The organism is Botrimarina hoheduenensis (assembly GCF_007859815.1).
GTDB lineage: Bacteria > Planctomycetota > Planctomycetia > Pirellulales > Lacipirellulaceae > Botrimarina > Botrimarina hoheduenensis.
Genome location: NZ_SJPH01000004.1, coordinates 101374 through 125184, shown reverse-complemented (window position 1 = coordinate 125184; position 23811 = coordinate 101374). Strand labels below are relative to the sequence as shown.

Below are 23811 nucleotides of genomic sequence, written 5' to 3'. Positions count from 1 at the left end.
GCCCACGATCACGGGGCCCACGATCAAGCCCGCGGGTGGTACGCCGCATGAACCTTTTTCAGGCGTGAATGATCCACGTGCGTATAGAGCTGTGTGGTCGCAATCGAGGCGTGGCCGAGTAGCTCTTGCACCTGGCGGAGGTCCGCACCGCCTGCCAAGAGATGGGTCGCAAAGCTGTGCCGCAGCGAGTGCGGGCTCAGTTTGGAGGTAACCCCCGCGACAGCGGCGTAGCGCTTGATAAGCTCCCAGATGCGCTCGCGACGGAGCCGATCGCCGCGTGTCGAGAGCAGCAAGAAATCGGTTGCCGGCTCGCGCCGCCTTGCTAGCCGGGGTCGCTCGTGCTCCAGATAGTCGGCGACCGCTGTGCAAGCGGATTTGCCGAGTGGCACGATGCGTTGCTTGTCTCCCTTGCCGTGGCAAGTGATGCGGCGTTCCTCGAGGTTGGTGTCCTTCAGTCGTAGCGTTGAGAGCTCCGAGACGCGTGCGCCGGTGGCATACAGCAGCTCAAGAATCGCGCGATCGCGGCGCCAGAGCGGCTCGCCGCGCAGCGGGGCTTCGAGCAGCTTGATGACCTGCGTTGCCGAGAGCACCGAGGGGACCCGTTGCCAGAGCTTGGGCGTTGCGAGCAGCGCGGCTTGGTTGTCGGTGAGCACCCCTTCCAGTTGCAGATAGCGGCAGTATGCCTTCAGCGAGACGACATGCCGCGCGACACTTGCCGAGGCGAGTCCCAGGTCGGTGAGCCAGCCCGGGTACTCGGCCAGTTCGCCGACCGACAGGTTGGCCAGCCGACGGCTGCCCAGCCAGCCATGGAATCGGGCGAGGTCGCGGCGATAGGCGGCGACCGTGTTGGCGGAGAGCTGGCACTCGCTCGCCAAATAGCGAACAAAGGCCTCGCGCCACTGGAGGGCCTCGGCACCCGCTCCTTCGCGGCGTGGTTTGACGACCTTCTTGAGGGACCGGCGGACCATGAAAGGGGGCAGGGGGGGAGCGGGGCGGGGCGACGCGTCGCCCGGTTCCTTAATCATCGTGCGCCCGCGGCGACGCGGTCGGCTCGGTCGCCTCCCTTCAGCAAAGTTGATGGTCGCTTTACGATATTGGCACTGCTTACGTTGACTCTGCGGACCCCAAAGCCGACCGATGCAAGAGATCGTCCTCGAAGAGCCGTACGAGTTCGTTCCCCCGGTGGAATCGAGCTTCTGGTGCTGGCTGGTGCGTCTTCGGCTGCCCGGGTACCTCCGAAAGACGTTCTGTGTCGAGAGTTTCGAGTTTCGGGGTATCGAGAAGCTCAAGCAATCGATCGCTTCGGGTCACGGGGTGATTCTCGCAGCAAACCACTCACGGCTGGCGGATCCGATGGCGGTTGGCATGCTGGCCGCAGAGGCCGGTTGCGAGCTGTTTGCGATGGCGAGCTGGCACCTGTTCAAAGAGGGCTGGTGGCAGCGTTTTCTGATCCGCCGCATGGGGGCCTTCAGCGTTTATCGCGAAGGGAACGATCGGCAGAGTGTCACCCAGGCGATCGAGGTGCTGGAGCAGGGCCGGCGCCCGCTGCTGATCTTCCCCGAAGGGGCGGTCTCGCGTCATTGCGATCTGGTGATGGAGCTGATGGACGGTCCCGGCTTCATCGCCCGGCAGGCGAGCAAGCGTCGCGCTAAAGCGGGCCGTCCGCCGGTGGTGATCCACCCGGTGACGATCCGCTACTCGTACGACGGCGACGCCGAGCAGCTGATCCGTGCCGACGTCGAGGCGTTCGAGAAGAGCTTCAGTTGGCAACCACAAACTCAGTTAACCCTGCACCAGCGATTGCGCAAGATCGGAGTTGCGCTGCTGACGCTCAAAGAAGTCGAGTACCTGGGGTCCGCGACCGAGGGCGATCCGCACGAGCGTGCCCAGGGGCTCATCAGCAAGAAGCTGGATCAGCTCGAGAAGAAATGGGGTCTGGCCGATGAAGCCGCGGAGAATTCCGAACCCAACAACATCGTGGCGCGGGTCAAGCGGATCCGCACCAAGATCCTGCCCGACCTGGTTGCGAAGAAAGTCTCTTCGGCAGAGCGGCAGGATCGCTGGCACGATCTGGCGGCGTGCTATTATTTACAGCAGATCGCTCACTATCCGCGCGGATATCTCACCGGAACGAACGACCTGCCCGAGCGGGTGATCGAGACGGTCGAGCGTATGATCGAGGATTACCAAGACCGCGCGAGCTATCACGGTCCGCTACACTGCACGCTGGTCGTGGGCGACGCGATCGAGGCACCCGACACCCGCGAACGCGGCGTCGAGGGCGATCCGCTCATGCGGCGTGTTGCGGCCGATTTACAATCAACGCTTGATGCACTGGTCGATGAGCGCAGGGCGAAGCTGTTCGGCTCCTCGGCGACGTCAGACTGATCTCATTATCGTCTCGGGGCCTGCGCCGTGCGGTGCCCGTTTCCTCGTCTTACACGCAAGGGTCGTCCTGTTGACGGAATCTGCTTCTCCGATCGTCGCGCTGTCGGACTTGGCTACGGGCGAAGAGGGAGACTTCTTCGCGCTGCTGGCTGATCGACAAGAGTTGCTCACGAAAGAGGGCAAGCCCTACTGGCGGGTCACGTTCCGTGATGCGCGACGCGATGTGTCGTTCCCCATCTGGGGAGACGCCCCGCTAGCGGAGGCGTGCCGCACCCAGTGGGTGGTTGGCGAATTCTATAAATTGCGGGCGCTCTACCGCGAAACCAACTACGGGCCACAGCTCGAGATCCGGCGGATCCGTCCGGTGGAGCCCACGGACGAGGCGGACGGCTTCACTCCGCAGATGTGCCAACCCGCCAGTCGTTTTGATGCCAAGGAGATGTTCGCTGACTTGGTGTCGTTGGTCGAAGAGGCCGTTACCGAGGCACCTCTGAAGCGGCTGGTGCTGGATCTGCTTGAGACCCATCGCGAGGAGCTGCTCGTGTGGCCCGCCGCGACGCGCAACCATCACGCTTTTGCGGGCGGCTATCTCGAGCACGTGCGCAACGTGGCGACCCACGCGCGGATGCTGGCCGACCGCTACGCGGGGCTGTACCCCGATCTGACACCCCCGCTGGACGTGGGGCTCGTTGTAGCGGGAGCCGTGTTGCACGATATCGGCAAGCTGCGCGAGCTATGTGTCACGCCGCTCGGGGGCGAGTACACGCCGGCCGGCTCGCTTGTCGGCCACATCTTGCAAGGCCGAGACATGATCCGCGAGGCCGCTGCGGCACAAGACGCTGATGGCGAACCGCTCGGGGCGGAACAACTGCTGCGGCTGGAGCACATCATCATCAGCCATCAGCGGCTGCCCGAATGGGGTTCGCCCAAGCCGCCGATGACGCCCGAGGCGCTCCTGGTTCACTACGCCGACGACTGCGACGCCAAATTCCAAATGATGCGTCAGATCCTGGCAGACGACGCCGCCGGTGGACCGCTCACGAGCCGCCGCAACGTGCTGGGGCATGCCCTGTTCCGCGGCGATCCGCTCGCCGATGCGGCGGACAACTGATCGGCACACGCTCTTTCATGCGGGCGAGTCGGTAGGCGAGCCGATCAGGCATTAAACTCGAGCACCATGACATCCTGCTCGGGATCGATGACCGATTTGGCCTCACGGAGGGTGACTTGGCTTTCGTCGGGGAGACCGATCACCTCGGCGTCTTGCAGGCTGGCACGCTTTTCGAGTGCGTAATGTGCAATGTTGTACGCCGCGCTGACGAGCTGTTGCGGATCGCCTTGGTAGCCGGGGGCCTCGAACTCGCGATAGCCAAACGACTCCATGCCGGTGGTGAACAGCCCGTACTGTGGCCGGTCGGTGCCGGGTGCCGGGTCTCCCTCAAACACACGGAAGTCGATCCATAGATTCAGCGGCAGGTTCTCGGGCGTGGCGGTGGCGGCAAGGTTGGCAAAGTCGCGTGGCTGGTGCACCGCGCCGGTGGGGCCCCACACCAACCCTCTCGCCGGCGATACCGCGGCGACCGCGGTCAGCAGGCTCGTCAGCCGTTGTGCCTGTTGAATCGCTTTGCTCCCCTCGTCGAGCATCGTGACGAACAGGTGGGCACGGTGCGAACGCAGGGCACTCTCGGCTTCGGGCCAGTACCAAGCGGTTGCGCAGGGGCCTTCCAGCCGCGACCAGGGAATCGGCTTATCGACGAGCGTCACGTTGAGCGTGACTTCTTGCGTCGCGCCCAGGGCAATCGTCACCGCCGCGGGGGTCTGGCTGCTGATCTGCGGCACCGGATGGTGCGGAAAGAGCCGTGCGATCTCATCAACCAGCTGCGGGCCGTTTGGCGGGCTGGGTTCGGCAAGGGCAACAAGGGCGATCCAGCGAGAGCTTTGCGACATGGGGTCGGAAACAGCAGGGGTCAGAAGCAACGGGTGTCGGGCCCTTATTGAGAGGCACCGCCACATCTTAACAGCCGCGGCGGGTGTTTCCGATCCGTCACGCGGGCTTGTCTGCGGCTTATTAATCCGTGATCAGCCGATCACGCCGCGCGGGGGGGCTTCGGCGGCTTCTTACCCTTGAGCCGATAGACGTACGCCAGCACCTCGGCCACTGCCGCGTAGCTGTCCGCCGTCACGGGGTGACCGATCGCCACCTCTTTGTAGAGCAGTCGGGCGAGTGGCTTGCGTTCGACGATCGGCACGCCGTTCTCGAGCGCCAGGCGTCGAATCCGCTGGGCAATGACGCCCGCGCCCTTGGCGACCACCACCGGCGCCGCCATCACCTCGGCGTCGTAGCGCAGGGCGATCGCCAGCTCGGTAGGATTGGTCACCACCACATCCGCTTTGGGAACGTCCTGACCCATGCGGCTCATCGCCAGTTGACGCTGCACTTGCTTGCGTCGGGCCGCGACCTCGGGATCTCCTTGCAGGTTCTTCATTTCCTCCTTCATCTCTTGGGAGGTCATCTTCAGGTCTTGCTCGTGCTTCCAGCGTTGCAGCGCCAGGTCGGCCAGGGCCAGCACCAGCAGCGCGCCACCGACCCAGAACACGGTGGTGAAAGTCGTGTCGATGAGCAGCGTGGCAAGCTGACCGATGCCGAGCCGTCCGGCCTCGGCAATGACCGCTCCGTGCGGCCAAATCGCGGCGATGCTCACCGCGGCCACGATTACCACCTTCACGAGCCCGAAGCCGAGCCGGGCGGTGCCTTGAATCGAAAAGATCCGGCCGAGACCCGCGATCGGGTTGAGTCGGCTGATGTCAGGAGCCAGCTTGTCGGGGACAAAGAGCAGGCCGGTTTGTGCCAAGTTGGTCGCGGCCGCCGCGAGCAGCAGCAGGCCCAGCAACGAGGCGAGCGGGCCGCCGATAAGCAGCAGGGTTTGATTGGAAGTGGCGATCAACAGGTCGCGGTCCGCGGCAAGCTGCAGGGGCTCGGCGAGCAATCTCTCGGTGAGCGAAGCGAGGGCCGCCGCCAAACGCCCGCCGAGCATCTTCAGCAGCCCCGCCGCCGCGAGCAGCAACACCGCCGATCCAAGATCTTGGCTGTACGGCACCTGGCCCTTTTCGCGCGCCTGTTGGCGCCGATAGGGCGTTGCATCAAAAGATTTTTCGCCAGCCGCTTCGGCCATGCTCGGACACTCGTCGGGTTAGCGGACCCTTGGCGTGGTCGTAACCGACGAAGCGATCTCCGCCAGCGATGACGATAGCGGACCCTGATAGGCCCACGCGACAGCACCCACCGACAGCATCATCAGACCGAGCGTCAGCAAACCGTTGATGCTGAAGCCGACTACCACGGTGTTGATCTGTGGCAGCGTCCGGCTGATGAGGCCCAGCACGACCGTCGCCAGAAATAATCCCACCATCAGGGGTGCCGAGGTGCGGAGCCCCAGCTCGAAGCCAGCACTGAGCAGCCCGAGAAACGTGATCGCAAGCTGATCTTGGAAGACGTAGGCCCCGGGCGGAACGCTGTCGAAGGTGCTGAGCAACACGTCGATCATCTCGCTGTGTCCTCCCGCGGCGACAAACACGGCAACCGTGACAAAGTAGAAGATCTGACTAAAGACCGTGGCGTTGTCTTGCAGAATGGGGTCGGTACCGTCGGTCAGCGCCATGCCCGACATCTGTCCGATCACCTGCCCCGTGAGCTGGATTCCGGACAGGATCACCATGACCCCCAGGCCCAGCGTGGCACCGATCAGGGCGTCATTGGCGACGGCGGAGATAATCTCGCTGAGCGTCTCTGGCAGGAGCATCTCACGCTGGAGTTGCAGCGGGGTCACCACGGCCGCCATGGAGACCGCCAGCAGCGCCTTAATACGTAGCGGCAGGGTGGGCGTCGCCAGCAGCGGTGCGGTCGCAACCAGCGCACCAACCCGCGCGAGCACCAGCGCGAACGTGATGCCCAAGCCGCTCAGCAGCGATTCAAGTTCGGGCATAAGTTAGCGAGGGGCCGAGACAGCGGCGGGCGTGGCCGGCGCCGGACACGATAGTTACAAGTTGCCCGGGATGCCCGCGATCAGGGCCTGAGAGTAGTCGATCATCTGCTGCAGGATCCAAGGCAGCGTCAGCGCGAGCGCCACGGCCATCGCCATCAGTTTCGGAACGAAAGCGACGGTTTGCTCCTGCACCTGTGTGAGCGCTTGCAGCAGGCCGATCGCCAAGCCGACCACCAAGCCGGCAATCAGGATCGGTGCCGAGACCAATCCGGTCACGAACAGCGCCTTCCGGCCGAGGTCTACCGCTAGATCAGGGTCCATCGCCGATCCCCATCGCCCCGCACAGGGCGAAGTCCTTTTACAGATAGATTGTGAAGCTCTCGAGCAGCATCTCGACCACCAACCGCCAACCATCGACCAGCACGAACAGCAGCAGTTTGAATGGTAGCGAGATCAGCACGGGGGGCAGCATCAGCATGCCCATCGAGATCGTGATGCTCGCCACAACGATGTCCAAGATCACGAACGGCAAATACACCTGAAAGCCGATCAAGAACGCGGTCTTGAGCTCGCTGAGCATGTAACCCGGGAGCAAAGCAGCGAGCGGCACGACACGCACGCCTTCGCTGGCAACCACGTAGTCGTAGTCGGCGAACGGCTCGCCCGTTTGCGGATCGAGCTCGTCCGGAAGTCGCTGGAGGAACATCCGCACATCGTCGTGATTGCCGGTGCGTGTGATCTGGTCCGCCATAAAAGTGCGGATCGGCTTGGCCGTTGCCGCGAAGGCTTCGTCCAGTGAAAGCTGCCCTTCTGTGTACGGCTTCACGCCCTGATCGTAGCTCTCTTTCCAGACCGGCGTCATCAACAGCAGGGTGATGAACAGCGCGATCGAGGTGATGACTTGCCCGGGAGGGGCTTGCTGCGTTCCCAAGGCTTGTCGCAGCAGCGCGAGGACCACGATCACGCGGACAAAGCTGGTGGTCATCAACAGCACCGCGGGCGCGAGGCTGATGACGGTCATCAGCAGCATCACTTGCAGCGTCGAGCTGAGCCGCTCGGGCTTGGTCCATTCCTCGGGACCGCCGATGCCCTGCAGCAATCCCTCGGGATCTTGCTCGCTAATCACACGAGCCGTTTCGGCACCGGGCGACGCTGCGGTGGAGCTCGAAGTGTTGGCTGCCGACGAACTCCCGCCGCTAGTGACCACGGACCGAGCGGACTCGCTTGAGGACGTGGACTGGGCCGGGGCTGGCGGGCCCGCCAGCAACAGCACGCTTACGGCCAACAAGCAGATCAGTGCAGCGCGGCGGCATTCGGGGGATTTACGCATAGCGGCGTCCCCCGGGGGTGTCGGCGTAGGCCTCGGCAAGCCGACGGGCGTCGTAGCTGTGGACCGTATCGCCGAGGAATCCGTCTTGGCTTGGTTCGGCCGACATCTGGCCGAAGAGCTCGTCGAAAGCGGCCGAGGAGCCCTTTCCGGCATCGTGCTCACAGATCGAGCGGAGCCGCGCAACCTCAGCCGTGTCGGTGATCTCGCAAAGCGTTTCGGCATAGTCGGGGCTGATCGCCACCAGCACCAGCTTGTTGCCGATCCGAAGCAGCTGCGCGTGACGCCGTCCGCCCAGGGGGGCTCGACCTAAGACCTCGGCTACTTCGCGCGGCAGTGACCGTGCCGAACGCGGTTGTGCTTTGCGGATCATCCACGCGGTCACCATCAGCAGGCCGATGACCAGGGCGAGTCCCGATCCCGCGGTGACGAGCGAATCGGTTTTTGGTTCCCAACTCTTGAGCGCGTCGAGCGGATTGGTTGAGCTTACGCGTTCGGTGGGCTGCGGAGCAGCGAATGCCGGCATGCGATGACGCGCTGCTTGGGCGGTGTCGCTATCGTTGATGTCTTGTTGGTGGGCTTCGTCTGACGGGGCGGCGTTAACGCTGCCTGCGGAACCGATCTCGGCACGCTCGACGGCGGTTGGCACCGCGGTTGAAGAAGCAGCCGACTCCAGCGACAGCAGCGGCGTAACGCCGGGCTCGGCGAGTGAGGGGGCTGGGCTGCTGGGTGTCTCGTCCGGCTCGATGCGGGGCGTCGAGGGCTTGAGTGCCGCCGTGACGGCTGGTGACGCACCGATGACCGTCAGCGTGTTCGCCAGGCTCGGTGCCGCTTCGGATCGCGAGATTCCGCTCGGTTCCCGGAGCGCGGCCGACGGCGGGCGCTGGTAGGTGCTTTGCAACACGAACGGATCGGTTTCGGATGCCGGCGTCGTTTCTTGGGTGGTCGCGGTGGGTTTGGCGGATCGTGGCAGCGTGGCAGGGCCAAAGCTGCTTACCCCCGGGCGATTACGCACGCCACGCGGCACGCTGAGCAGATCGCGGTCCGCGGCTAAAACCGGGGCGAAGCCCCCGACGAGGAGGGCCAGGCATAGAAAGTCTCGACGCGGTTGCATCGCTCTGCCAGGTCTTGGATCACGGAACCTCCCGGAGCATCCCGGGCGCGATCTGGCTTATAGGCGACGCTTCGTCGAGCCGACCAGAGCAAACCACGCTAGCAGCGCTAACGAAGTCGCAGCGCTGCACTGAGCTACCTGCACTGAGCTACCTGCACTGAGCTACCTGCACTTCGCGTGCGCTCCAGATAGCCGTCGCGGCTTACTCGTGGCAAGCATGCGGATGCTGACCGTCACTGCCGCCGGACTTTCGTCCGATACGCTCTAGGCAACCGCGGCGTCGCCAACGATCAACTCGGTGACCCGCACGCAGAAGTTGTCGTTGAGAACCAGCACCTCGCCACGAGCGATCAGCCGACCGTTTGCGTATACATCGACGGGATCGCCCGCTAGCTTGTCGAGCGCCACGACCGCCTCACGACGCAGGCGCAGGACGTCTTCCAGCGGCATGCGGGTTCGGCCCAACTCGATCCGCAGGTCGAGTTGCACGTCTCGCACCAAGTCGAGAGTGGCCCCGTCTTCGTTGGCAATGCTGCCGCCAAAGGTTTCCAGCCGGAAGGGGGCGACCCCTTCGGGCAGATCATTGATTGGGCTATCGATCGAGGCGATCGCCTGTTCGGCCCGATCCAGCAAGAGTTCGATATCGTTGCCTGAAGCCTCGGTCACGGCAGCGGCGACGGGGCTGGCGGCGGTGCTGGTGGCGGTGGCCGTGCTACCCCCGCCCATCAAGGCTTCGATCTCATCCTGTTGCAAGGAATGATCATCTCCGGCCGAACCGCCACTTGCCGATGGCTTGGGGGCCTCAGCCGGCGCACTGTCGGTCCCGCCTCGCGACATCGCGAGGAGCTTCTCGATTTCATCTTGATCAACTTGGTCCGATCCGTCGGACATCTTGGGCCATCCTGGCTTGCAAGGGAGAGCGATAACGCCACGTTGCTAGCGTTGCACGAAGTTGATCTTGGTGAACACGACCTCGCGCAACAGCGGCTTGCCGACCGCACGGTTCGTCTTCTCAACTATTTGCCGCTTGATCAACCCCAAGCCGGCCGTTGAGAGGTCGCTTGTCTGGGCACCGTGCATCGTCATCACGATCTGTTCTTGGATACGGCTGGTATGCGCCGCGAAGGCTTCCTGAAATTCGACCTGTTCGGCTGCTAGCACGACGCCGAAAACGGTGAAATCGATATTCAGCGTGGTATCGTTTTCCGGGTCGAAGCGGGTGATGTTGAACGAGCCGAGTTCGACTTCGCTGGTGGCTTCCCCTTCGGCAAGTGTCGCGGCGTCCTTGTCGCTGTTCGCTGCCAAATCTTCGCCCTTGCTAGCACGGGCCAGATCGCGCGCCAGCGTTTCGGTATCTTCTGCCGAAGGGATCAACATGGCCGCGGCGACAATCTCCACGACCACCAAAACGGCGACAATGACCGCGGCCTTGATAAGACCCATCATGCCGGGGCCTCTTGGCTTGGTGTCGGGGGGGGTGGTTTCGGACATGCTTGACTTCCGGTTGGGGCGGGCGACGCTGGCTTAGGTGGGGGGATTCGAAGAAGTTAAAAAAGAGGTCAATTCGTGAGATCGACCGGCTCGTCCCACATGAGGACCTCGACCCGGGCGTTGCGTTTGCGGCTCGATTCGGCGGTTCGCTTGTCGAGGGGCTCGTACATGCCGGCCGATCCCAGCCGGATCCGCTTGGGCTCGATCCCCGCCTCGACCAGGAAGTCGAGTGTCACGCGGCAGCGTTGGTAGGCGAGGCTCCAGTGGTCGAAGCCGTCGGTCGGCTTGCGGGTCGAGTGGCCGCGGATCTCGATCTTCTGCGGTTTGCCGGCGACTTGCGCGGCGATCTCTTGGAGGCGGTCACGCGCCTCGGAGTCGAGTTCGGCGCTGTCTTCGTCAAAGAAAATGACGCCGCCAACGGTGGTGTCTTGTCCGGGACGGATGGTCCGCACGAGGTTGTCTTCGCCCGTGACGGACTTCACTTTGTTGCCGCCGCGGACAATATCTTTACGTTTGGCGCGGCCCATGCTGGCAATGGACTGCATCGATGAGTTCATGGGCGGTGATTGGCCCGGGATCATCGAGGCGAGTGAGGCCTCGTGCCCAAACTGCCGCCGCATGGACGCGAGCATCGCCTGATACTGTTCTTCTTCTTTGATCTCGCTCATGGAGACCAGCATGATGAAGAACGTTAGCAGCAACGACATCATGTCGCCAAACGTGACGATCCACTCGGGGATATCTCCTCCACCGCCTTCGTCGTCGTCCATCTTGTGACTCGCGGTTAGGGGAGAAAGTGGTTCAGGAACTTCGCTAGTGATCAGGCGGCTTGCGGTGCCACCAAACGAACGGTTTGTTTACCGTTAAGCGGCTTCTTCCGCGACACGCGCCTTGGGGGGCACAAACGTGTAGAGCTTCTGTTCGATAACGCGCGGGTTCTCGCCGGCCTGGATCGCCATGATGCCCCGCAGCACGATGTCCATCGCCAGCAGCTCTTGTTTGTTGGTGTAGCCCAGTTTTTCGGCGAAGGGCAGGAAGACCACGTTGGACGCGATCGCACCGTACAACGTGGTCAGCAGCGCGACCGCCATGCCGGCACCGATCTTCGAGGGATCGCTCATATCGCCCAGCATGATGATCAGTCCCATCAGCGTGCCGATCATGCCGAAGGCCGGGGCAAAGCGCCCCATGCAGTCCAGCAGGGCTTTGCCGTCACGGTGGCGTGTGGCGACGGCGTCGATCTCGGTGCGGAGGATGTCCTCCATCACTTCGGGGCGTGTGCCGTCGATCGCCATCTGGATGCCGAGCTTGATAAAGTCGTTCTCGACTTCTGAAACACGGCTCTCGAGTGCCAGCAGGCCGTCTTTGCGAGCGGTCTCAGCGAGGTTCACGATCTGTTTGATCAGTTCGGGAACCGAGTCTAATTTCCAGAAAACGACCTTCATCGACACGCCAAAGATGCCCAAAAAATTGGGCAGCGGAAACGAGATGAGCGTCGCTGCGATGGCACCACCAATAACGACCATCATCGAGGGGGCGTCAATGAATGCCACGAAACTTCCGCCGCCCACGACAATGGACGCGAGAATCAGCGCAATGGCGACTACAACGCCGACGACGGTGGCGATGTCCATGACGGGCTACGCGTGGGGTTCCGGTTGCGTTGGACGACGTGCTGCGGGGGGCAGCAGCGATTTGGTCTGGTGGTACTCAAGCGTCAAGCGAAGCACTTCGTCCGGCGGTTGCGAAACGACAATGCGGTCACCTGTTGTCAGCGTGATAAACGTGTCCGGCCGCGACTCGACGTACTTGATCAGCTCTGCATTGAGCAGGAAGCTCTCGCCGTCGAGTCGATTGAGTCGGATCATCGTTACAAGCCTTACGACCGTCAGCGGACGCGGTGGCGCACGCTCGGCCCGCGGAACCTTAGCTTACGGCGGTGGCGCTGCCGGACGATTTGCCGCGACTCATCGCTGCAGGGCCAAGAGCTCGTCCAGCAGTTCCTGCGCGGCCGAGATAACCCGAGAACCGGCCTGGTACTGTGTCTGGGCCAGGATCATCTCGACCAGGTCCTGGCCGATGTCGCTATTGGAGAGCTCGACGGCTCCGGCGGTCAGGCTTCCCAGACCGTCGGCACCGGGGTCGCCAATCAGGGCTTCGCCCGAGTTGACGCTTTGCGCAAACAAGCTGTCGCCGATTTGACGCAGGCCCTGGGCATTCGCGAAACGGGCCATCACCACCTGCCCCAGCGTGCGTTGCGTGCCGTTTGAGAACTGACCAAGGATGCCACCACTCTCGGTGATGATAAAGTCGGTCAGAACGCCCGGCGGAAAGCCGTCTTGGCTGGTCATGTTGAAGCTGCTGGTGGGATTGCCCGCGGCGTCGGTTTCAGCCAGCGAGGTTACCGAATCGAGATTCAGATCGATCTCCAGCGGCGACTCACTCGCCGATAACTCGCGAAACACGCTGATCCGCGCGCTCGGAGCGCTGATCAGGTCTCCCCGGTTATCGAACACCATGACGCCGTTACCTACGACGGTTGACTGATCGGGGGGCGTGGGGGCGCTGTCGCCGCTGCTCGCATACCACCGGTAGGTCGTGCTATTGGCGTTCTTTGATTCCAGCACGGTGTTGATCCGCACGGTCAGCGGCGATCCGAGCGAGTCGTACACCAAGAACTCGGTGGTCGTGCCCGGACCGTTCGCGGCCTGCGTCTGCGAAAACGCGACGTTCACCGGGTCAGGAGCCGAAGCGCCGTCGGGGGTGAGTCGAAAAGCGGTCAACGGGATATCGACAGCGCTCTGTTCACCGTAGTTGCTGGTGACGACCAGCTGTCCGTTGCTGATCGAGATCGACCCGCCTCCTGAGGGTAGCGGAAAGTCGCTCACGTTTGACGCCTGCTGGAGTCCGAGCGCGTCGCTCATGAAGTCCATAAGGGTTTGGACCGTTGTCGAGTTGTCGATCGTCAGCTCGAGTGGTTCGAGCAGCGAACCGCCCTGTTCACCGCCGAAGCGCAGCACGCCGCTCGTGGCGGTTCCCAGATCAAAGGGGTTGTCGTACGTGTCGCCGTTGCGTGACTGGAGATTCACGAGCGCCGTCCCGCTGCCGGCACGGGGGCCATCGAAGTCGAGCTCGGTGCTTGCCGTGAGCAAATCACTGCTGGGTGACTTGTCGATGTAGGCCGCCATCGGCACGGTGCTGGTGGCCGCGGTCACCGAATCAACGAGGTAGTAGGTCGAGGTATCGCCCGAAGCGTTCCGGTAGATCCGCACCTGGTTGAAGCCCGATCCTGTGGGCGGGGGATCAAGCACCGATAGGTCTAGCCGGATGCTGCTCCCTTCGGTCGAGACCGCCGCGCCCGAGATCTGATCTGAAGGCCGCGATTCGACCCCGTTTGTCGAGTTGTAGTAGGTCACGTAGTAGTTGTACGTGCCATTATCCACTGCGCGTGTGTCGAGAGCCGGATTGGCAGCCAAAGCGACGTCGCCCACCGCATCGTTGATGGGGAGTGTTGCAGCGGTCGAATAGATGCCCTGCTGAAAGAAATCGGAGCCGTTAGCCTCGGTGCGGTAGAGCACCCACTCGGGGAAGGTAGACCCGGCTGGTAGCAAGCCGGAGATGTCGATCGATGAGGTCGCACCGATCGTGGCTGACCACTCGGTCGAGGCGCTGCTGATGTTGCCGTCGCCGTCACGGAAGGCGACCCGGTACCGGTAGGTGCCGGCGCCGAGCGTAGTAGTGGCGCTGGTGTTCTCCGCGGCGGTACCCGCCGCGGGCGCTTCGCGCAAGGCAACACCGACCCCCGCGACATCCGTATCGCTGGGGAAGGCGACCGTAGAGTCGCCCAGCACTTCGGAGGTGACGACCGCGGGAGTTGAGGCCGCTTCGACTTCCGGATTGAGCACGCCAGCAAACCGCGCTTCGCTGGTGGATTGTGCAACACGCTGCGCCCCGAGGGGGATCGTTATCGGCTGCACGGTAGCGGTCTGCAACTCGTACCGATCGTTGACTCCGTAGCCGAGCAAGCGGTTACCGGTCGAGGTGACAACCTCGTTGATCGAGTTGAGCGAGAGCTGCCCGTTGCGGGTGAACAATCGCTCGCCTTGCGAGCCTTGCACCACGAGGAACCCGTCCCCTTGGATGGCCAGGTCGAGCGGATTGGAGCTGATCTCGATGGTGCCCTGGGAAAAGTCGGGGCTGATCTGAGCGACCTTCACACCCAGACCAATCTGGCGTGGATTCGTACCGCCCGACGAGCTGCTCGGGGCCGAGCCGATCGACTGGGTCTGCAAGAACTGGGTCGCGAAGATCACGTCCGAGCCCTTGAACCCCACTGTGTTCGAGTTGGCGATGTTGTTGCCGATAACGTCGATCGAGGTCTCGGCGGCTTGCAGCCCGGTAAGGGCAGTCGTCATCGCAGATTGAAGACCCATCTTAATTCACTCCCGTTTCGAAGGCTTTTGGCTTGTATTCTTGCAGACGCGTCAGGCCCCCCCGACGCGTGGCCCCGTCCCGCGGAGCCGCTGTGTTGCCGCGTGTTCTTATTGCAGCGTGCGGACTTGATTGATGTTCGAGAGCTTGACTTTCACCGCGCTGGCAAACTGCAGCACCTGTCGCGATCCAGTTAGCACCTCGGCTTGCCGTTGGTTATCAGCCAGTGTGTCTGTGAAGGTGGTTGAAGAGCCGCTCGCGAGGACGCCCACCAGACGCTGCTCGCCGGAGCCGCTCTTATCGGTGCGATAGACTCGCTTGGAGACGCTGGTCTCGGGTAGGTTCTCGACCCGGATCGAGCCTTCAAAATCTTCGCCCAGTTCAGCCGTATCGACCTGAGTCTGGACGCTAAAGACGGCGTCATCGGTCTCCCAGACGACCTCGTAGGTGTAGCGCCCCGTGTCGATCTGCCCCTCGGTGTCGCCCGCTTTGGCGCGGGTGGCGACGGCGAGGTCGAGAACCGGTTGCCCGTCGTTGATTGTTACTCTTTGGACCGGCCCGCTGGCTCGCTGCCCGCTATCGGTGATGCCCTCGACCTCGGTTCCGATCAGCCCCGTAGCGGTCGCCACGTTCTGGCCTAGCAGCACCGAATCCAGTGTGCCGGTCAGCTTGTCGTTCGAGCTGATCTCGCGGATCTGGGACAACTGCTGAAGCAACTGGGCGTTGTCCATCGGATCGAGCGGGTCTTGATTCTGTAGTTCCTGAAGCATGATCTTGAGGAAAACATCGAGATCAAGATTCTGGACCGAATTAGCCGTGGGCGTTGAAGCGCTCGCTGCGGCGGTGGTGTCGTTGATCCGTGCCATCTTGGCGTGGTCCTTCGTAAGGCGGAAAGGCGCTGGTTTCAGGCGACAACGTTGATGCGGTCGTTGTCAAAGCGGATGGTGATCGGTAAGGCATTGACGCCGGTTTCTGCGGCACCGTGGGGCGGTGCCGGGCGTTCTCTTGGTTGTGAACGCCCGCTGCCGTTGTCGTTCTGCGGCTCTCGATCGCGTTGGTTGGGCAGATCGGGCTGACGGCCTTGATCGCGGACATCGACGTCGAACTTCTCGAGGCGGATGTCTTGCTCGGCGAGCCGTTCACGCAGCTGGGGTAGGTTCTCGAGGAGAGCGTTGCGCGCGGCATGGTTCTCGGTTTCGATGGAGGCGGTCATCACGCCGTCGGCAACCTCGATCCGCAGCTGGATGGACCCGAGTTCGGGCGGGCTGAGCCGCAACTGGATCGGCCCACCGCCACGCTCTTGCGCAAGATCAAAAGCGCGCGCCACGCGTGTGACGAAGCGGGCCGGATCGACATTCGGCGTTTCCGCGCGGGGCTCTCCCCCGCGCGGCGCTTCGGCAGCCGCCGTGCTAGCACGCGATACGTTCGCAACGGTGATCGGTGGTGCGGAACTCTCGATCGGTGCTTTTGCGGATCCGCTTGTACCGTTAGCACGATCGGACGATTCGGCAGCTGCCGTCTTCGCGATCTCTTTTGGAGGAGTCTCCGCGGGTTGTTGTTCAGACTCTTGCGGCAGGTCCGCCGAACGCTCCTCAGCGGATTGGTTGCTATTCTCTCCTGAACGGCTGATCGGGACGGCGCTTTCGGGGCCGACCGTGTCTTGCGAAGTAGCGCCTTGTGGAGGCGTCTCTTTGGTCGGCGACTCGTTATCGTTCGCCGGGGCCACGGCCACCCCCACGGCGGCTACTTCTGCCACGGGAGCCGTATCGAGGGCTTTGTCGGCGGGTAGAACTTCCGTGACCGATGCCGCTACGGCGGTTGGAGCCGGGCGGGGTTCAGCGAGTTCTTCCCCCTGCTGCGCGGTCGGCACCGAGGGACCCGATGACGGCAAGGGAAGATCGGTGTCGGCAGAGGCTGCGCTTGCCGAACCTGCCGAGTCGGCAGCGGCACCGTCCAACAAAGCGTCAGAAGGGCTGGTTGCCGACTCTTCGACAGCAGCGATTTCGGTTGTGATGAGCGTTGTGGCTGCGGCGACGGCTTGCGTGTCGGATACCGGCGTGTCGGCTGCTTCGTCGGTCTCTTCGGTCGCCGCGGTCTCTTCCGTGCTTTCGTTGGACGCGCTGGTTGGAGCGGGCTGATCGGCCGCTTGATCGCTGGTGCTGGCCTCGGTTGGCTTGTCTTTAGATTTTTTATCCGATCGCTCCGACGCGCGACCGCTTTCTGATCTGGCCGTGGATTCACCCCCGGTGGCGCTCCGCAACTCATCGCCGAACGCATCGGAGTTGGCTTCCGTTGTGCGCGCAGGGGACACCGGAGGTGCCGTCAGGGCGAGCAACGATGTGGAGGGCGTGAGTTGGCTCATAGCGCTTTCCTCGTGCCGCGGGCTAGCGGCGATTAGTTCTCTAACTGACGTTTGCTGAGCTGTTCGAGGGTTTGATCGAGCACCCGTTGGGGCGCTCCCCCGTCGAGCATCTCGTCGAGCAGCTCGTGCAGAACCTCCAGCTCCTCGGGGCTCTTGAACTTCTTGAGAATCGCCTGGGTTGTGTCAGCAGGGAGTGCGTTAAGCAGGCGGATGACCTGATCCTTGCCTTCTTGGCGGGCCTGGGCATTGGCTCCCTCTGGCAGGAACTTCAAGAGCAGGTCCTTGCCCTCGGCCGCTTTGACCGACTTGAGAACCTTGATGACCCGCTGCACACTTTCTTTCTGCAGCAGGTCTTTCTCTTGTTGGATCCGTTCGTTTAGCTCTTGCGCCATATCGTCGTAGCGCGTTCGTTCGGCGACCAGGCGATCGAGCAGGTACTGAAATTCACTCGAACCGCGTTGCAGAACGTTCTGTCGAACTTCGTAATCCCGCAGCGCCAGCTGATGCATGCGGTTCACTTCGTCGATCGAGGGCTGCTCAGAGGGCGTCGTCTGCGTGACCTCTTCCTGCGTGTCTCCTACCGAATCGAGATCCACCCCGTGCATCAATGCGACCATCCGGAAGACCTTCTCATCGTTGAGTTGGTCAGCCTGCCACAAGTATCCCACCCCCAGCACGGCAGCGATCACCGTGGCGGTTGAGGCGTATCCGATTAGGGCTAGGAGTAAACGCATCGGACTCGGTAGATTTGGTTAGCTGGTAAACGAAGCAGGGTTCAGTTAATAAAAGCGTCGGCCTAATTCAGTGGCAGCAAGGGGGCATCGTCGTTCATCATCCGCTGGCGGCGACCGCGTAGGGCGAACTCATCGGCTTCGCGATTCTCGCGCCGCTGTTGCTCTTGTTGCTGACGGGCGAGAGTCCGTGCGCGGAGCTGTTCCATCGCCCGCACGTCGCGCTCGGCGTTGGCGACCCGCTCACGCCGACGGTTGATCTCTTGTTCGATTTTCTGCAGATTCTCCACGAGCGCTTGGGAACGAGCACGCAGCACCAGGTCGTAACGCCCTGCGGCAAGCAGTTTTGCGGTATCGATCACGGCACCGATCTCGGGGTGTCGGGCAGCCCCGGCGGCTACGATCTCGCGTTGCAAATCGGCTTGTTGTTGTTCGAGAACGTTGGCCGCTCGCAAGGCTTCGCCGAGTTGACGGCGCGCGTCATCGCGTTGCGACTTGCGAAAGCGCTCGACGGCGTCCAGGCGAAAGGCGTTGCGAGACATTGCGAAACGGAGAGCGTTAGTGTTTTATTGGGCGGTTCTTGTCAGCATCAGCTGGCGCGTCGCAGATTCGGGGTCATCTCGTTCGGTGCTGGTCCGGTGGGACGCTGACGGGCCAACAACGCGGCCGCCTTGACGCCCAAAGCCAGCAACTGCTGCTTGGCGTCTTCAGCCGTGATGTGGTCTTGGTTGGCTTGGGTGAGGTACTGATCGATCTCGGGTCCCAGCTCGATCGAAGCATCGATCGCCGGATCGGCTCCGCGGCGGTAGGCCCCAACGGCGATCAAATCTTCGTTCTCGGTTCGGGTGGCGATCAGCCGTCGGACGGCACCTGCCGCGGCGAGGTGTTCGGCAGGCACAAGCTCCGGCATCAAGCGGCTGATGCTCTGGCCCACATCGATCGCCGGATAGAATCCCTTAGCGGCACGATCGCGGCTCAGCCACAAGTGGCCGTCAAGCAGCCCCCGCATGGTGTCGGCGATCGGATCATTCGGATCGTCGCCCTCGACGAGCACCGAATAGAAAGCGGTGATGCTCCCGCGTGGCGTCCGTCCGGCTCGCTCCACAAGCTGCGGCAGCATGGCGAAGGTGGAAGGGGGAAAGCCCCGCGTGGTGGGGGGCTCGCCCGCCGCCAAACCTAGCTCGCGGCTTGCCAGCGCCGTACGGGTGATCGAATCGATCAGCAGCAACACGTCTTTACCCTGGTCGCGAAAGTGCTCGGCGATGGCGGTTGCCGCCCCGGCCGCCTGGAGGCGCATGAGCGGGGGCTCGTTGCTGGTGGAAACCACTACGACCGAGCGACGGAGCCCGTCGGCACCAAGATCCCTTTCCAAGAACTCGTTCACTTCCCGGCCCCGCTCTCCGACCAGACCGATAACGATCACGTCAGCTTGTGAGTACCGCGCCATCATGCCCAGCAGGGTGCTCTTGCCGACCCCGGCTCCGGCGAACACGCCCAACCGTTGACCACGCCCGCAGGTCAGCACCCCGTCGATCGCACGCACACCGGTTGGCAGCGCCTCATCGATCCGCGGGCGATCGATCGCCGGGACCGGAGCCGGATTCAGATCACGTCGAGACGAGCGTGCGGGCTGGGGCCTGCCATCGACGGCTTCTCCGTGAGCGTTCAGCACCCGGCCTAGTAGAGCGTCGCCCACGGGCAGCGTGCGACGCGTACGGCGCAGAATAACGGTGTGCCCTTTACGCACTCCCGCCAGCGAGCCGAACGGCGAGATCATCGTTAGACGTCCCTTGAACCCCACGACTTCAGCCGCGATCCGCGCAGCGCTCGAGGTGCGGATCTCGACCGCGGCACCGACCGGCGCAGGAAAGTCCGCCACCGTTGCCAGCATGCCGGTCGTTTCGACGACCGTGCCGGACAGCGAAGCAGACATCGCCTCGTCGAGCGTGTTTGTGGGGATATCGAAGGTCATGTTCGGTTGGTCTTTTAAGCTCAGAGCAGTTCTTGCGCAAGCCGATCAAGCTGGGCATCGAGCCGATGGTCGATCCGGCCGTATTTGGTATCCACGACGCATCCGCCGCGCTCGATCGTGGCGTCGCCGACGACGACCGTTTCACTCACACCGCGGAGCACGCCGGCGAGTTGCTCCACATACACACGGCCGTTTTCCAGGTCCTCGGGATGGAGTCGGACCGTGATCTCGCTCGCCCCTGCGGCAAGCTCCAGCGCCTCGCGGACCCATGCTTCGGAGAGAGACGGATCCGCTTGGAGCTCGCGGCGTACGAGGCGCTGGGCAAGCGATTTCGCCAGATGCACGGTTGCCGTCTGCCAATGAGCGAGCCACTCGCCACGGGCGTCTCGGAGCTGATCAACGGCGTTCTCGATCGCGGTGTGCAGATCGCCCAGCCGCGCAGCAGTACGCTGTTGGACAGTTTGCTCCATTGCGGATTCGGCGCTGGCCCGGCCCTCGGCCTCGGCGGCGGCGCGGATTGCCGCGGCCTCGGTGCGAGCGGCTTGCACGATCTTGGACGCCTCGGCCCGGATCTGCGTGACGTACGCATCGCCATGAATCGACATGTCGCTCAGCGCGAACGACAGCGGATGTCGGGATTCGCTCGCGGGCGGGGCGGTCGCTCCGTCGCGGCGTAGGATCGTCGCCATCGGAAAGGCCTAACGGGTTGAGGGGGAAGGAGTACCGGACCGCAGCGAGCGTAGCCGTGCGTCGAGCGCGCGCTGCGATGCTTCCACGTCGCGGAGTCGAACCGGAGTGATCGCTGCCAACCGCTGGCTTAGATCCCGTGCTGCGGAACGAGGGAGCTGTTTCTTCACGGCCCGCAAAACCGGCTCGGGGAGTTCAACCAGTGCCAGCAGTGCCACACGCGGCGGCAGCCGTCGTACCCCTTCCAGCAGCCGGCGAGGATCCACACGTACTAGGCGGGCAAACACCACGTGCTGGGGTTCGACGGGCTGCGGCGGAGGCGTCTGACGGTCGATCTCGCTTGAGGAGGGCAAGTCGGTTGGCGTGACAATCGGCGTTGGAGCGGCGAAGCGGCTCAGCAGCGTCGCGAGCTCTTCATCGTTCTCCGCGAGCTGCTCGACGATTCCGGCGCGGTCTGCCACCGGCAGCGCCCCGACAATCGCTTCGACTTTGGCCAGCCGTTCGGCGCGCTGCTGACGGGTGTGGCGATGCTGTTGAATCCAGTTGGCCAGTTCCGTGGCGATCACGCGCAAGGTGCTCGGATCCGCTTCACCGGTGCGCGAGAGCTGGCGCAGCACGGCACCACGCCGTGCGGGCTCAAACTGCGCGAGCACTGCCGCGGCCAGCGCGTCGGGCAGCCGCGAAAGCACGAGCGCCACGGCTTGTGGTTGCTCACGTGATAAGAACCCGGCAATCGCCTCGGGTTCGGCTTCGTTGAGCGAATCAAGCCACGGGTCTTCCTGCTCGTTGATCGGGGCGGGAACGCTCGGGCGACGTGGCGTTGTGGGCGCTGTTTCTGACGCCATCGCAATCCCGCTGAGCATTAGCTCGACTCCGCCGTCTGCTTCGGTTGCGGAGCGCTTTGCTTGCGGAGTAGGGGAGGGGGCCGGCTTGGTCTGCGGCGAGACAGCGGGCTCAGCAACCTCACGGGCCACCGCTTCACGCTCGTCGGGGTCGATCTCTCCGAGCGCGCGGATCGCCGACCGCAACCGAGTTGCTTCTTCCGGGGAGAGACGCGACAGCATCGTGGCCGCCGCTTCGGGCGCTAGGCTCCGAAAGAAGACGGCCGCTTTGCGGATCGGTGTGGAATCGGCCGGTTTCACGTGAACGGTTCGTTACAGGAGAGGGAATGTGGGCGTTGGATCATCAGCGAGCAGCCGAGAGAACTATCCCGCGTTATTGATCCAACTGCGCAAGATGGCGGCGGCGGCGTCCGGGTCGCTGCCGACCATGTCGGTCAGGTCGTCTTTGAGCGATTCTGCTCGTTTGAGCTTCAGCCGGGGGCGATCAGCGTCGGCAGGCTCGTCGTCCGACGCGGAGCCCTTTGAAGAGCCACTTGCCGATCCGCCAGTGTCGAGCCGGAGTGGGGGAAAGCTGCCGGTGGGCTCGGGAGAGCCCTTGCTGCTGGCGATCGAGCGGAGCATGACCAGGCTGAAGACAGCCAGGCCCGCCATGCCGATCGAGTTAGCGTAGGGGCCCACCATGGCGAACAGGTCAGAGACGGCACCGGGCGGCGTGGGCTCGGGGCGGGGCAGCACATCGACAAACGCGATCTGCACCTGCTTCAAGTCATCTTCTCCCAGCGCCAGTTGCGGAAGGATGCCACGGGCAAGGAGCTTAACGCTTTGACCGATCTCTGCTTCGAGTTGCTTTGTTTCTTCACGAGAGATGGTCTCGCCCGGTTCTTCACCGGCCTGCTGTTTCTGTTGGCGGTAGACTTTCTCGACATAAGTGCGAGGGATGCGGATGCTGGCCCACGCCTCTTTGAGTTTTGGTCCGAGCTCGACCCGTTCCTCACGCGATGATCCGATGACACTCTCGCTGCTGACGTTCTCCAGCGAGGTTTCGTTAAGCTCTTGCTGAGCGAGCGACTCCTCGGGGCCCTGTCGTCCGGGGCCTTGGGCCTCGAGTCCCGGCCGACCTCCGGGAGCGCCGCGTAGCTGCTTGCTGGTTTCGGTGCGTTCGTTGTTGACGAGCGATTCACGCTGTCCTTCGGGCTTCACCAGCGTGAAGGTTCGTTCGATGGTTTCGTCGAGGATGGCGTTCACTTGAACGCCCACCCCTTCGATATGGCTCAGCTGCTGCACGAGCTTGTTACGGATCTGTTGCTCGAGACGGCTTTTGGTGCGGTACACCTCTTGTTCGTGATCGTCGGCTGTGACGCCGTCCGAGGCCATCAGGTCGCCGCCCAGATCGGTGACGCTTACCTTATCGGCAGGAATATCGAAGCTGCCGCTGACGAGGCTCGTGATCGCACGCACGTGGCGGGGCGTGATCGATTGTCCGACAGCGGGCTCGACACTCACGGCCGCCGAGACGCGGCGTTCGCCGCGCAGGCCGGCGGCTTTTTCTTCGTTGAACAGCACGTAAGCACGATCGACCCACGGCATCTTGCTGATGATGCGAGACATTTGCTTCTCACGGGCGGCGTGCATCCGCTGGCGTTTGACCTCGTAGGGGTCCAGCCAAGAGCCGCCGTCGATGGCCTCGTCCATCTCGCCAAACACGTCGGCCGGCAATTCCGAGGCCGAGGCGATCGCAGCGATCGCTTCCTCGCGGAGGGACTGCGGGACGCGGAGGCGGTTGTTCTCGTTCGAGAAGCCCTTGATGCCGGCGGTCGCCATGGCACCTTCCATCCGACTGATTTCCGTCGTCGAGAAGACCTCACCGCCAAACAGATAAGCGTCGGGCCCCGCGGTGGACTGCTGGAACAGATAGCCCATGCTCACCACAACAACGGCCAGCAGCAGCCCGGCGGTGATCCGTGCCCCGGGGGTCATCGTGCCGAACAGCTCTTTGAGCTGCGCGATGGTTTGGTTGACGAAGTCCATTTAAAGCTTTCGGCGAGCGACGGTCGGTTGAGCGGTATTCGGTGAGCAGCTAGGAAGCGGAGGCCAAATCGAACGGCCCCGCGCCGGAGGTCATGGGTCGTTAGATCCGCACTTCTTGGATCTCGCGGTAAACGTCCATCAGCTTGTTGCGAACCTGCATGGTCATGCGGAATGCCATGTCGGCCTTCTGAACGGCGGTGAGCACTTCGGCCGGGTCGATATCGCCGCCGGTGAAGAGTGTTTCGATAGCCTGGTCGGCCTGCTGCTGCATCGAGTTGACCGATTCGAGCGAACCGGCCAGCATTTCGCGGAAGGCTCCCCCCGCCGTGGCGTCGGGCTTGTTACCGGCGGCGAGCGATTGCGCGCTGACACCGAGCACTTGCGGGCCGTTGGCCGGGTTGATCAGGTTCATGGCGGGGTCTCACTCTCTCCGACGCGCGGTGTTTCACCGCCGC

The 23811-nt window shown here is 63.3% G+C and carries 24 protein-coding genes; 2 read left to right on the top strand and 22 right to left on the bottom strand.

The window, feature by feature from the left end; translation table 11 throughout:
• Positions 1–23: 23 nt before the first annotated feature.
• Positions 24–968 carry a site-specific tyrosine recombinase XerD gene (gene xerD / locus Pla111_RS10530; protein WP_146574132.1) on the bottom strand — a complete coding sequence of 315 codons (945 nt, stop codon included), beginning with the start codon at positions 966–968 and terminating at the stop codon, positions 24–26.
• 169 nt (positions 969–1137) lie between these two features.
• Here xerD and Pla111_RS10525 point away from each other — a divergent pair, with 169 nt between their 5' ends.
• Complete coding sequence (locus Pla111_RS10525; protein ID WP_146574130.1) at positions 1138–2388, top strand: lysophospholipid acyltransferase family protein; 1251 nt, start codon at positions 1138–1140, stop codon at positions 2386–2388.
• A gap of 70 nt (positions 2389–2458) precedes the next feature.
• Positions 2459–3499, top strand: coding sequence for a 3'-5' exoribonuclease YhaM family protein (locus Pla111_RS10520; RefSeq protein WP_197524946.1), 1041 nt, complete (start codon positions 2459–2461; stop codon positions 3497–3499).
• Between the two features lie 44 nt (positions 3500–3543).
• Here the strand turns inward: Pla111_RS10520 and Pla111_RS10515 are convergent, their stop codons facing one another.
• The 21 genes from Pla111_RS10515 to fliE all read right to left on the bottom strand — a co-directional run bounded on the left by Pla111_RS10515 (position 3544) and on the right by fliE (position 23768).
• Positions 3544–4335, bottom strand: a complete 792-nt coding sequence (locus Pla111_RS10515) for a DUF4261 domain-containing protein (RefSeq protein WP_197524945.1) — start codon at positions 4333–4335, stop codon at positions 3544–3546.
• 140 nt (positions 4336–4475) lie between these two features.
• Positions 4476–5561, bottom strand: coding sequence for an EscU/YscU/HrcU family type III secretion system export apparatus switch protein (locus Pla111_RS10510; RefSeq protein WP_146574126.1), 1086 nt, complete (start codon positions 5559–5561; stop codon positions 4476–4478).
• Between the two features lie 18 nt (positions 5562–5579).
• Positions 5580–6371, bottom strand: a complete 792-nt coding sequence (locus Pla111_RS10505; protein WP_146574124.1) for a flagellar biosynthetic protein FliR — start codon at positions 6369–6371, stop codon at positions 5580–5582.
• A 54-nt stretch (positions 6372–6425) separates the two neighbouring features.
• Positions 6426–6692: a flagellar biosynthesis protein FliQ gene (fliQ, locus tag Pla111_RS10500; protein WP_146574122.1), complete on the bottom strand. Its 267-nt coding sequence runs from the start codon at positions 6690–6692 to the stop codon at positions 6426–6428.
• A gap of 37 nt (positions 6693–6729) precedes the next feature.
• Positions 6730–7701 (bottom strand): flagellar type III secretion system pore protein FliP, encoded by a 972-nt coding sequence (fliP, locus tag Pla111_RS10495; protein WP_146574120.1) that lies wholly within the window; start codon positions 7699–7701, stop codon positions 6730–6732.
• Positions 7694–8812 (bottom strand): flagellar biosynthetic protein FliO, encoded by a 1119-nt coding sequence (locus Pla111_RS10490; protein ID WP_146574117.1) that lies wholly within the window; start codon positions 8810–8812, stop codon positions 7694–7696. The genes fliP and Pla111_RS10490 overlap by 8 nt, the downstream gene beginning before the upstream one ends.
• Positions 8813–9076: 264 nt before the next feature.
• Positions 9077–9703 (bottom strand): flagellar motor switch protein FliN, encoded by a 627-nt coding sequence (gene fliN / locus Pla111_RS10485; RefSeq protein ID WP_146574115.1) that lies wholly within the window; start codon positions 9701–9703, stop codon positions 9077–9079.
• Positions 9704–9748: 45 nt separating this feature from the next.
• Complete coding sequence (locus Pla111_RS10480; protein ID WP_146574113.1) at positions 9749–10303, bottom strand: flagellar basal body-associated FliL family protein; 555 nt, start codon at positions 10301–10303, stop codon at positions 9749–9751.
• Positions 10304–10371: 68 nt separating this feature from the next.
• Positions 10372–11073, bottom strand: a complete 702-nt coding sequence (locus Pla111_RS10475) for an OmpA/MotB family protein (RefSeq protein WP_146574111.1) — start codon at positions 11071–11073, stop codon at positions 10372–10374.
• A gap of 93 nt (positions 11074–11166) precedes the next feature.
• Entirely contained in the window at positions 11167–11937 is a 771-nt protein-coding gene (locus tag Pla111_RS10470; protein ID WP_146574109.1) for a motility protein A, read from the bottom strand.
• A gap of 6 nt (positions 11938–11943) precedes the next feature.
• Positions 11944–12171: a flagellar FlbD family protein gene (locus Pla111_RS10465; protein WP_146574107.1), complete on the bottom strand. Its 228-nt coding sequence runs from the start codon at positions 12169–12171 to the stop codon at positions 11944–11946.
• Positions 12172–12270: 99 nt separating this feature from the next.
• Positions 12271–14736 (bottom strand): flagellar hook-basal body complex protein, encoded by a 2466-nt coding sequence (locus tag Pla111_RS10460; protein WP_146574105.1) that lies wholly within the window; start codon positions 14734–14736, stop codon positions 12271–12273.
• 108 nt (positions 14737–14844) lie between these two features.
• A complete protein-coding gene (locus Pla111_RS10455) occupies positions 14845–15600 on the bottom strand; it encodes a flagellar hook assembly protein FlgD (RefSeq protein WP_146574103.1) in 756 nt (251 codons plus the stop codon).
• A gap of 38 nt (positions 15601–15638) precedes the next feature.
• On the bottom strand, positions 15639–17096 hold the full coding sequence (locus tag Pla111_RS10450; RefSeq protein ID WP_146574101.1) for a flagellar hook-length control protein FliK: 1458 nt from the start codon (positions 17094–17096) through the stop codon (positions 15639–15641).
• A 32-nt stretch (positions 17097–17128) separates the two neighbouring features.
• Positions 17129–17830, bottom strand: coding sequence for a hypothetical protein (locus Pla111_RS10445; RefSeq protein WP_146574099.1), 702 nt, complete (start codon positions 17828–17830; stop codon positions 17129–17131).
• 62 nt (positions 17831–17892) lie between these two features.
• The gene (fliJ, locus tag Pla111_RS10440) at positions 17893–18369 is read right to left on the bottom strand and encodes a flagellar export protein FliJ (RefSeq protein ID WP_146574096.1); all 477 of its coding nucleotides are present in this window, start codon (positions 18367–18369) and stop codon (positions 17893–17895) included.
• A gap of 47 nt (positions 18370–18416) precedes the next feature.
• Complete coding sequence (locus tag Pla111_RS10435) at positions 18417–19799, bottom strand: FliI/YscN family ATPase (RefSeq protein WP_146574094.1); 1383 nt, start codon at positions 19797–19799, stop codon at positions 18417–18419.
• 20 nt (positions 19800–19819) lie between these two features.
• Positions 19820–20488, bottom strand: a complete 669-nt coding sequence (locus Pla111_RS10430; RefSeq protein ID WP_146574093.1) for a FliH/SctL family protein — start codon at positions 20486–20488, stop codon at positions 19820–19822.
• Between the two features lie 9 nt (positions 20489–20497).
• A complete protein-coding gene (locus Pla111_RS10425) occupies positions 20498–21628 on the bottom strand; it encodes a FliG C-terminal domain-containing protein (protein ID WP_146574091.1) in 1131 nt (376 codons plus the stop codon).
• Between the two features lie 63 nt (positions 21629–21691).
• A complete protein-coding gene (locus Pla111_RS10420) occupies positions 21692–23356 on the bottom strand; it encodes a hypothetical protein (RefSeq protein ID WP_146574089.1) in 1665 nt (554 codons plus the stop codon).
• Between the two features lie 100 nt (positions 23357–23456).
• A complete protein-coding gene (gene fliE, locus Pla111_RS10415; protein WP_146574087.1) occupies positions 23457–23768 on the bottom strand; it encodes a flagellar hook-basal body complex protein FliE in 312 nt (103 codons plus the stop codon).
• Between the last annotated feature and the right edge of the window lie 43 nt (positions 23769–23811).

Excerpts from the sequence above, each read along its gene's own strand:
- fliJ (WP_146574096.1), bottom strand. The coding sequence starts at position 18,369 with ATGTCTCGCAACGCCTTTCGCCTGGACGCCGTCGAGCGCTTTCGCAAG.
- Pla111_RS10445 (WP_146574099.1), bottom strand. The coding sequence starts at position 17,830 with ATGCGTTTACTCCTAGCCCTAATCGGATACGCCTCAACCGCCACGGTG.
- Pla111_RS10515 (WP_197524945.1), bottom strand. The coding sequence starts at position 4,335 with ATGTCGCAAAGCTCTCGCTGGATCGCCCTTGTTGCCCTTGCCGAACCC.
- Pla111_RS10430 (WP_146574093.1), bottom strand. The coding sequence starts at position 20,488 with ATGGCGACGATCCTACGCCGCGACGGAGCGACCGCCCCGCCCGCGAGC.
- Pla111_RS10450 (WP_146574101.1), bottom strand. The coding sequence starts at position 17,096 with ATGAGCCAACTCACGCCCTCCACATCGTTGCTCGCCCTGACGGCACCT.
- xerD (WP_146574132.1), bottom strand. The coding sequence starts at position 968 with ATGGTCCGCCGGTCCCTCAAGAAGGTCGTCAAACCACGCCGCGAAGGA.
- Pla111_RS10480 (WP_146574113.1), bottom strand. The coding sequence starts at position 10,303 with ATGTCCGAAACCACCCCCCCCGACACCAAGCCAAGAGGCCCCGGCATG.
- fliQ (WP_146574122.1), bottom strand. The coding sequence starts at position 6,692 with ATGGACCCTGATCTAGCGGTAGACCTCGGCCGGAAGGCGCTGTTCGTG.
- Pla111_RS10470 (WP_146574109.1), bottom strand. The coding sequence starts at position 11,937 with ATGGACATCGCCACCGTCGTCGGCGTTGTAGTCGCCATTGCGCTGATT.
- Pla111_RS10490 (WP_146574117.1), bottom strand. The coding sequence starts at position 8,812 with ATGCAACCGCGTCGAGACTTTCTATGCCTGGCCCTCCTCGTCGGGGGC.
- Pla111_RS10525 (WP_146574130.1), top strand. The coding sequence starts at position 1,138 with ATGCAAGAGATCGTCCTCGAAGAGCCGTACGAGTTCGTTCCCCCGGTG.
- Pla111_RS10460 (WP_146574105.1), bottom strand. The coding sequence starts at position 14,736 with ATGGGTCTTCAATCTGCGATGACGACTGCCCTTACCGGGCTGCAAGCC.
- Pla111_RS10465 (WP_146574107.1), bottom strand. The coding sequence starts at position 12,171 with ATGATCCGACTCAATCGACTCGACGGCGAGAGCTTCCTGCTCAATGCA.
- Pla111_RS10475 (WP_146574111.1), bottom strand. The coding sequence starts at position 11,073 with ATGGACGACGACGAAGGCGGTGGAGGAGATATCCCCGAGTGGATCGTC.
- Pla111_RS10455 (WP_146574103.1), bottom strand. The coding sequence starts at position 15,600 with ATGGCACGGATCAACGACACCACCGCCGCAGCGAGCGCTTCAACGCCC.
- fliP (WP_146574120.1), bottom strand. The coding sequence starts at position 7,701 with ATGCGTAAATCCCCCGAATGCCGCCGCGCTGCACTGATCTGCTTGTTG.
- Pla111_RS10510 (WP_146574126.1), bottom strand. The coding sequence starts at position 5,561 with ATGGCCGAAGCGGCTGGCGAAAAATCTTTTGATGCAACGCCCTATCGG.
- Pla111_RS10435 (WP_146574094.1), bottom strand. The coding sequence starts at position 19,799 with ATGACCTTCGATATCCCCACAAACACGCTCGACGAGGCGATGTCTGCT.
- Pla111_RS10505 (WP_146574124.1), bottom strand. The coding sequence starts at position 6,371 with ATGCCCGAACTTGAATCGCTGCTGAGCGGCTTGGGCATCACGTTCGCG.
- fliE (WP_146574087.1), bottom strand. The coding sequence starts at position 23,768 with ATGAACCTGATCAACCCGGCCAACGGCCCGCAAGTGCTCGGTGTCAGC.
- Pla111_RS10420 (WP_146574089.1), bottom strand. The coding sequence starts at position 23,356 with ATGGACTTCGTCAACCAAACCATCGCGCAGCTCAAAGAGCTGTTCGGC.
- fliN (WP_146574115.1), bottom strand. The coding sequence starts at position 9,703 with ATGTCCGACGGATCGGACCAAGTTGATCAAGATGAAATCGAGAAGCTC.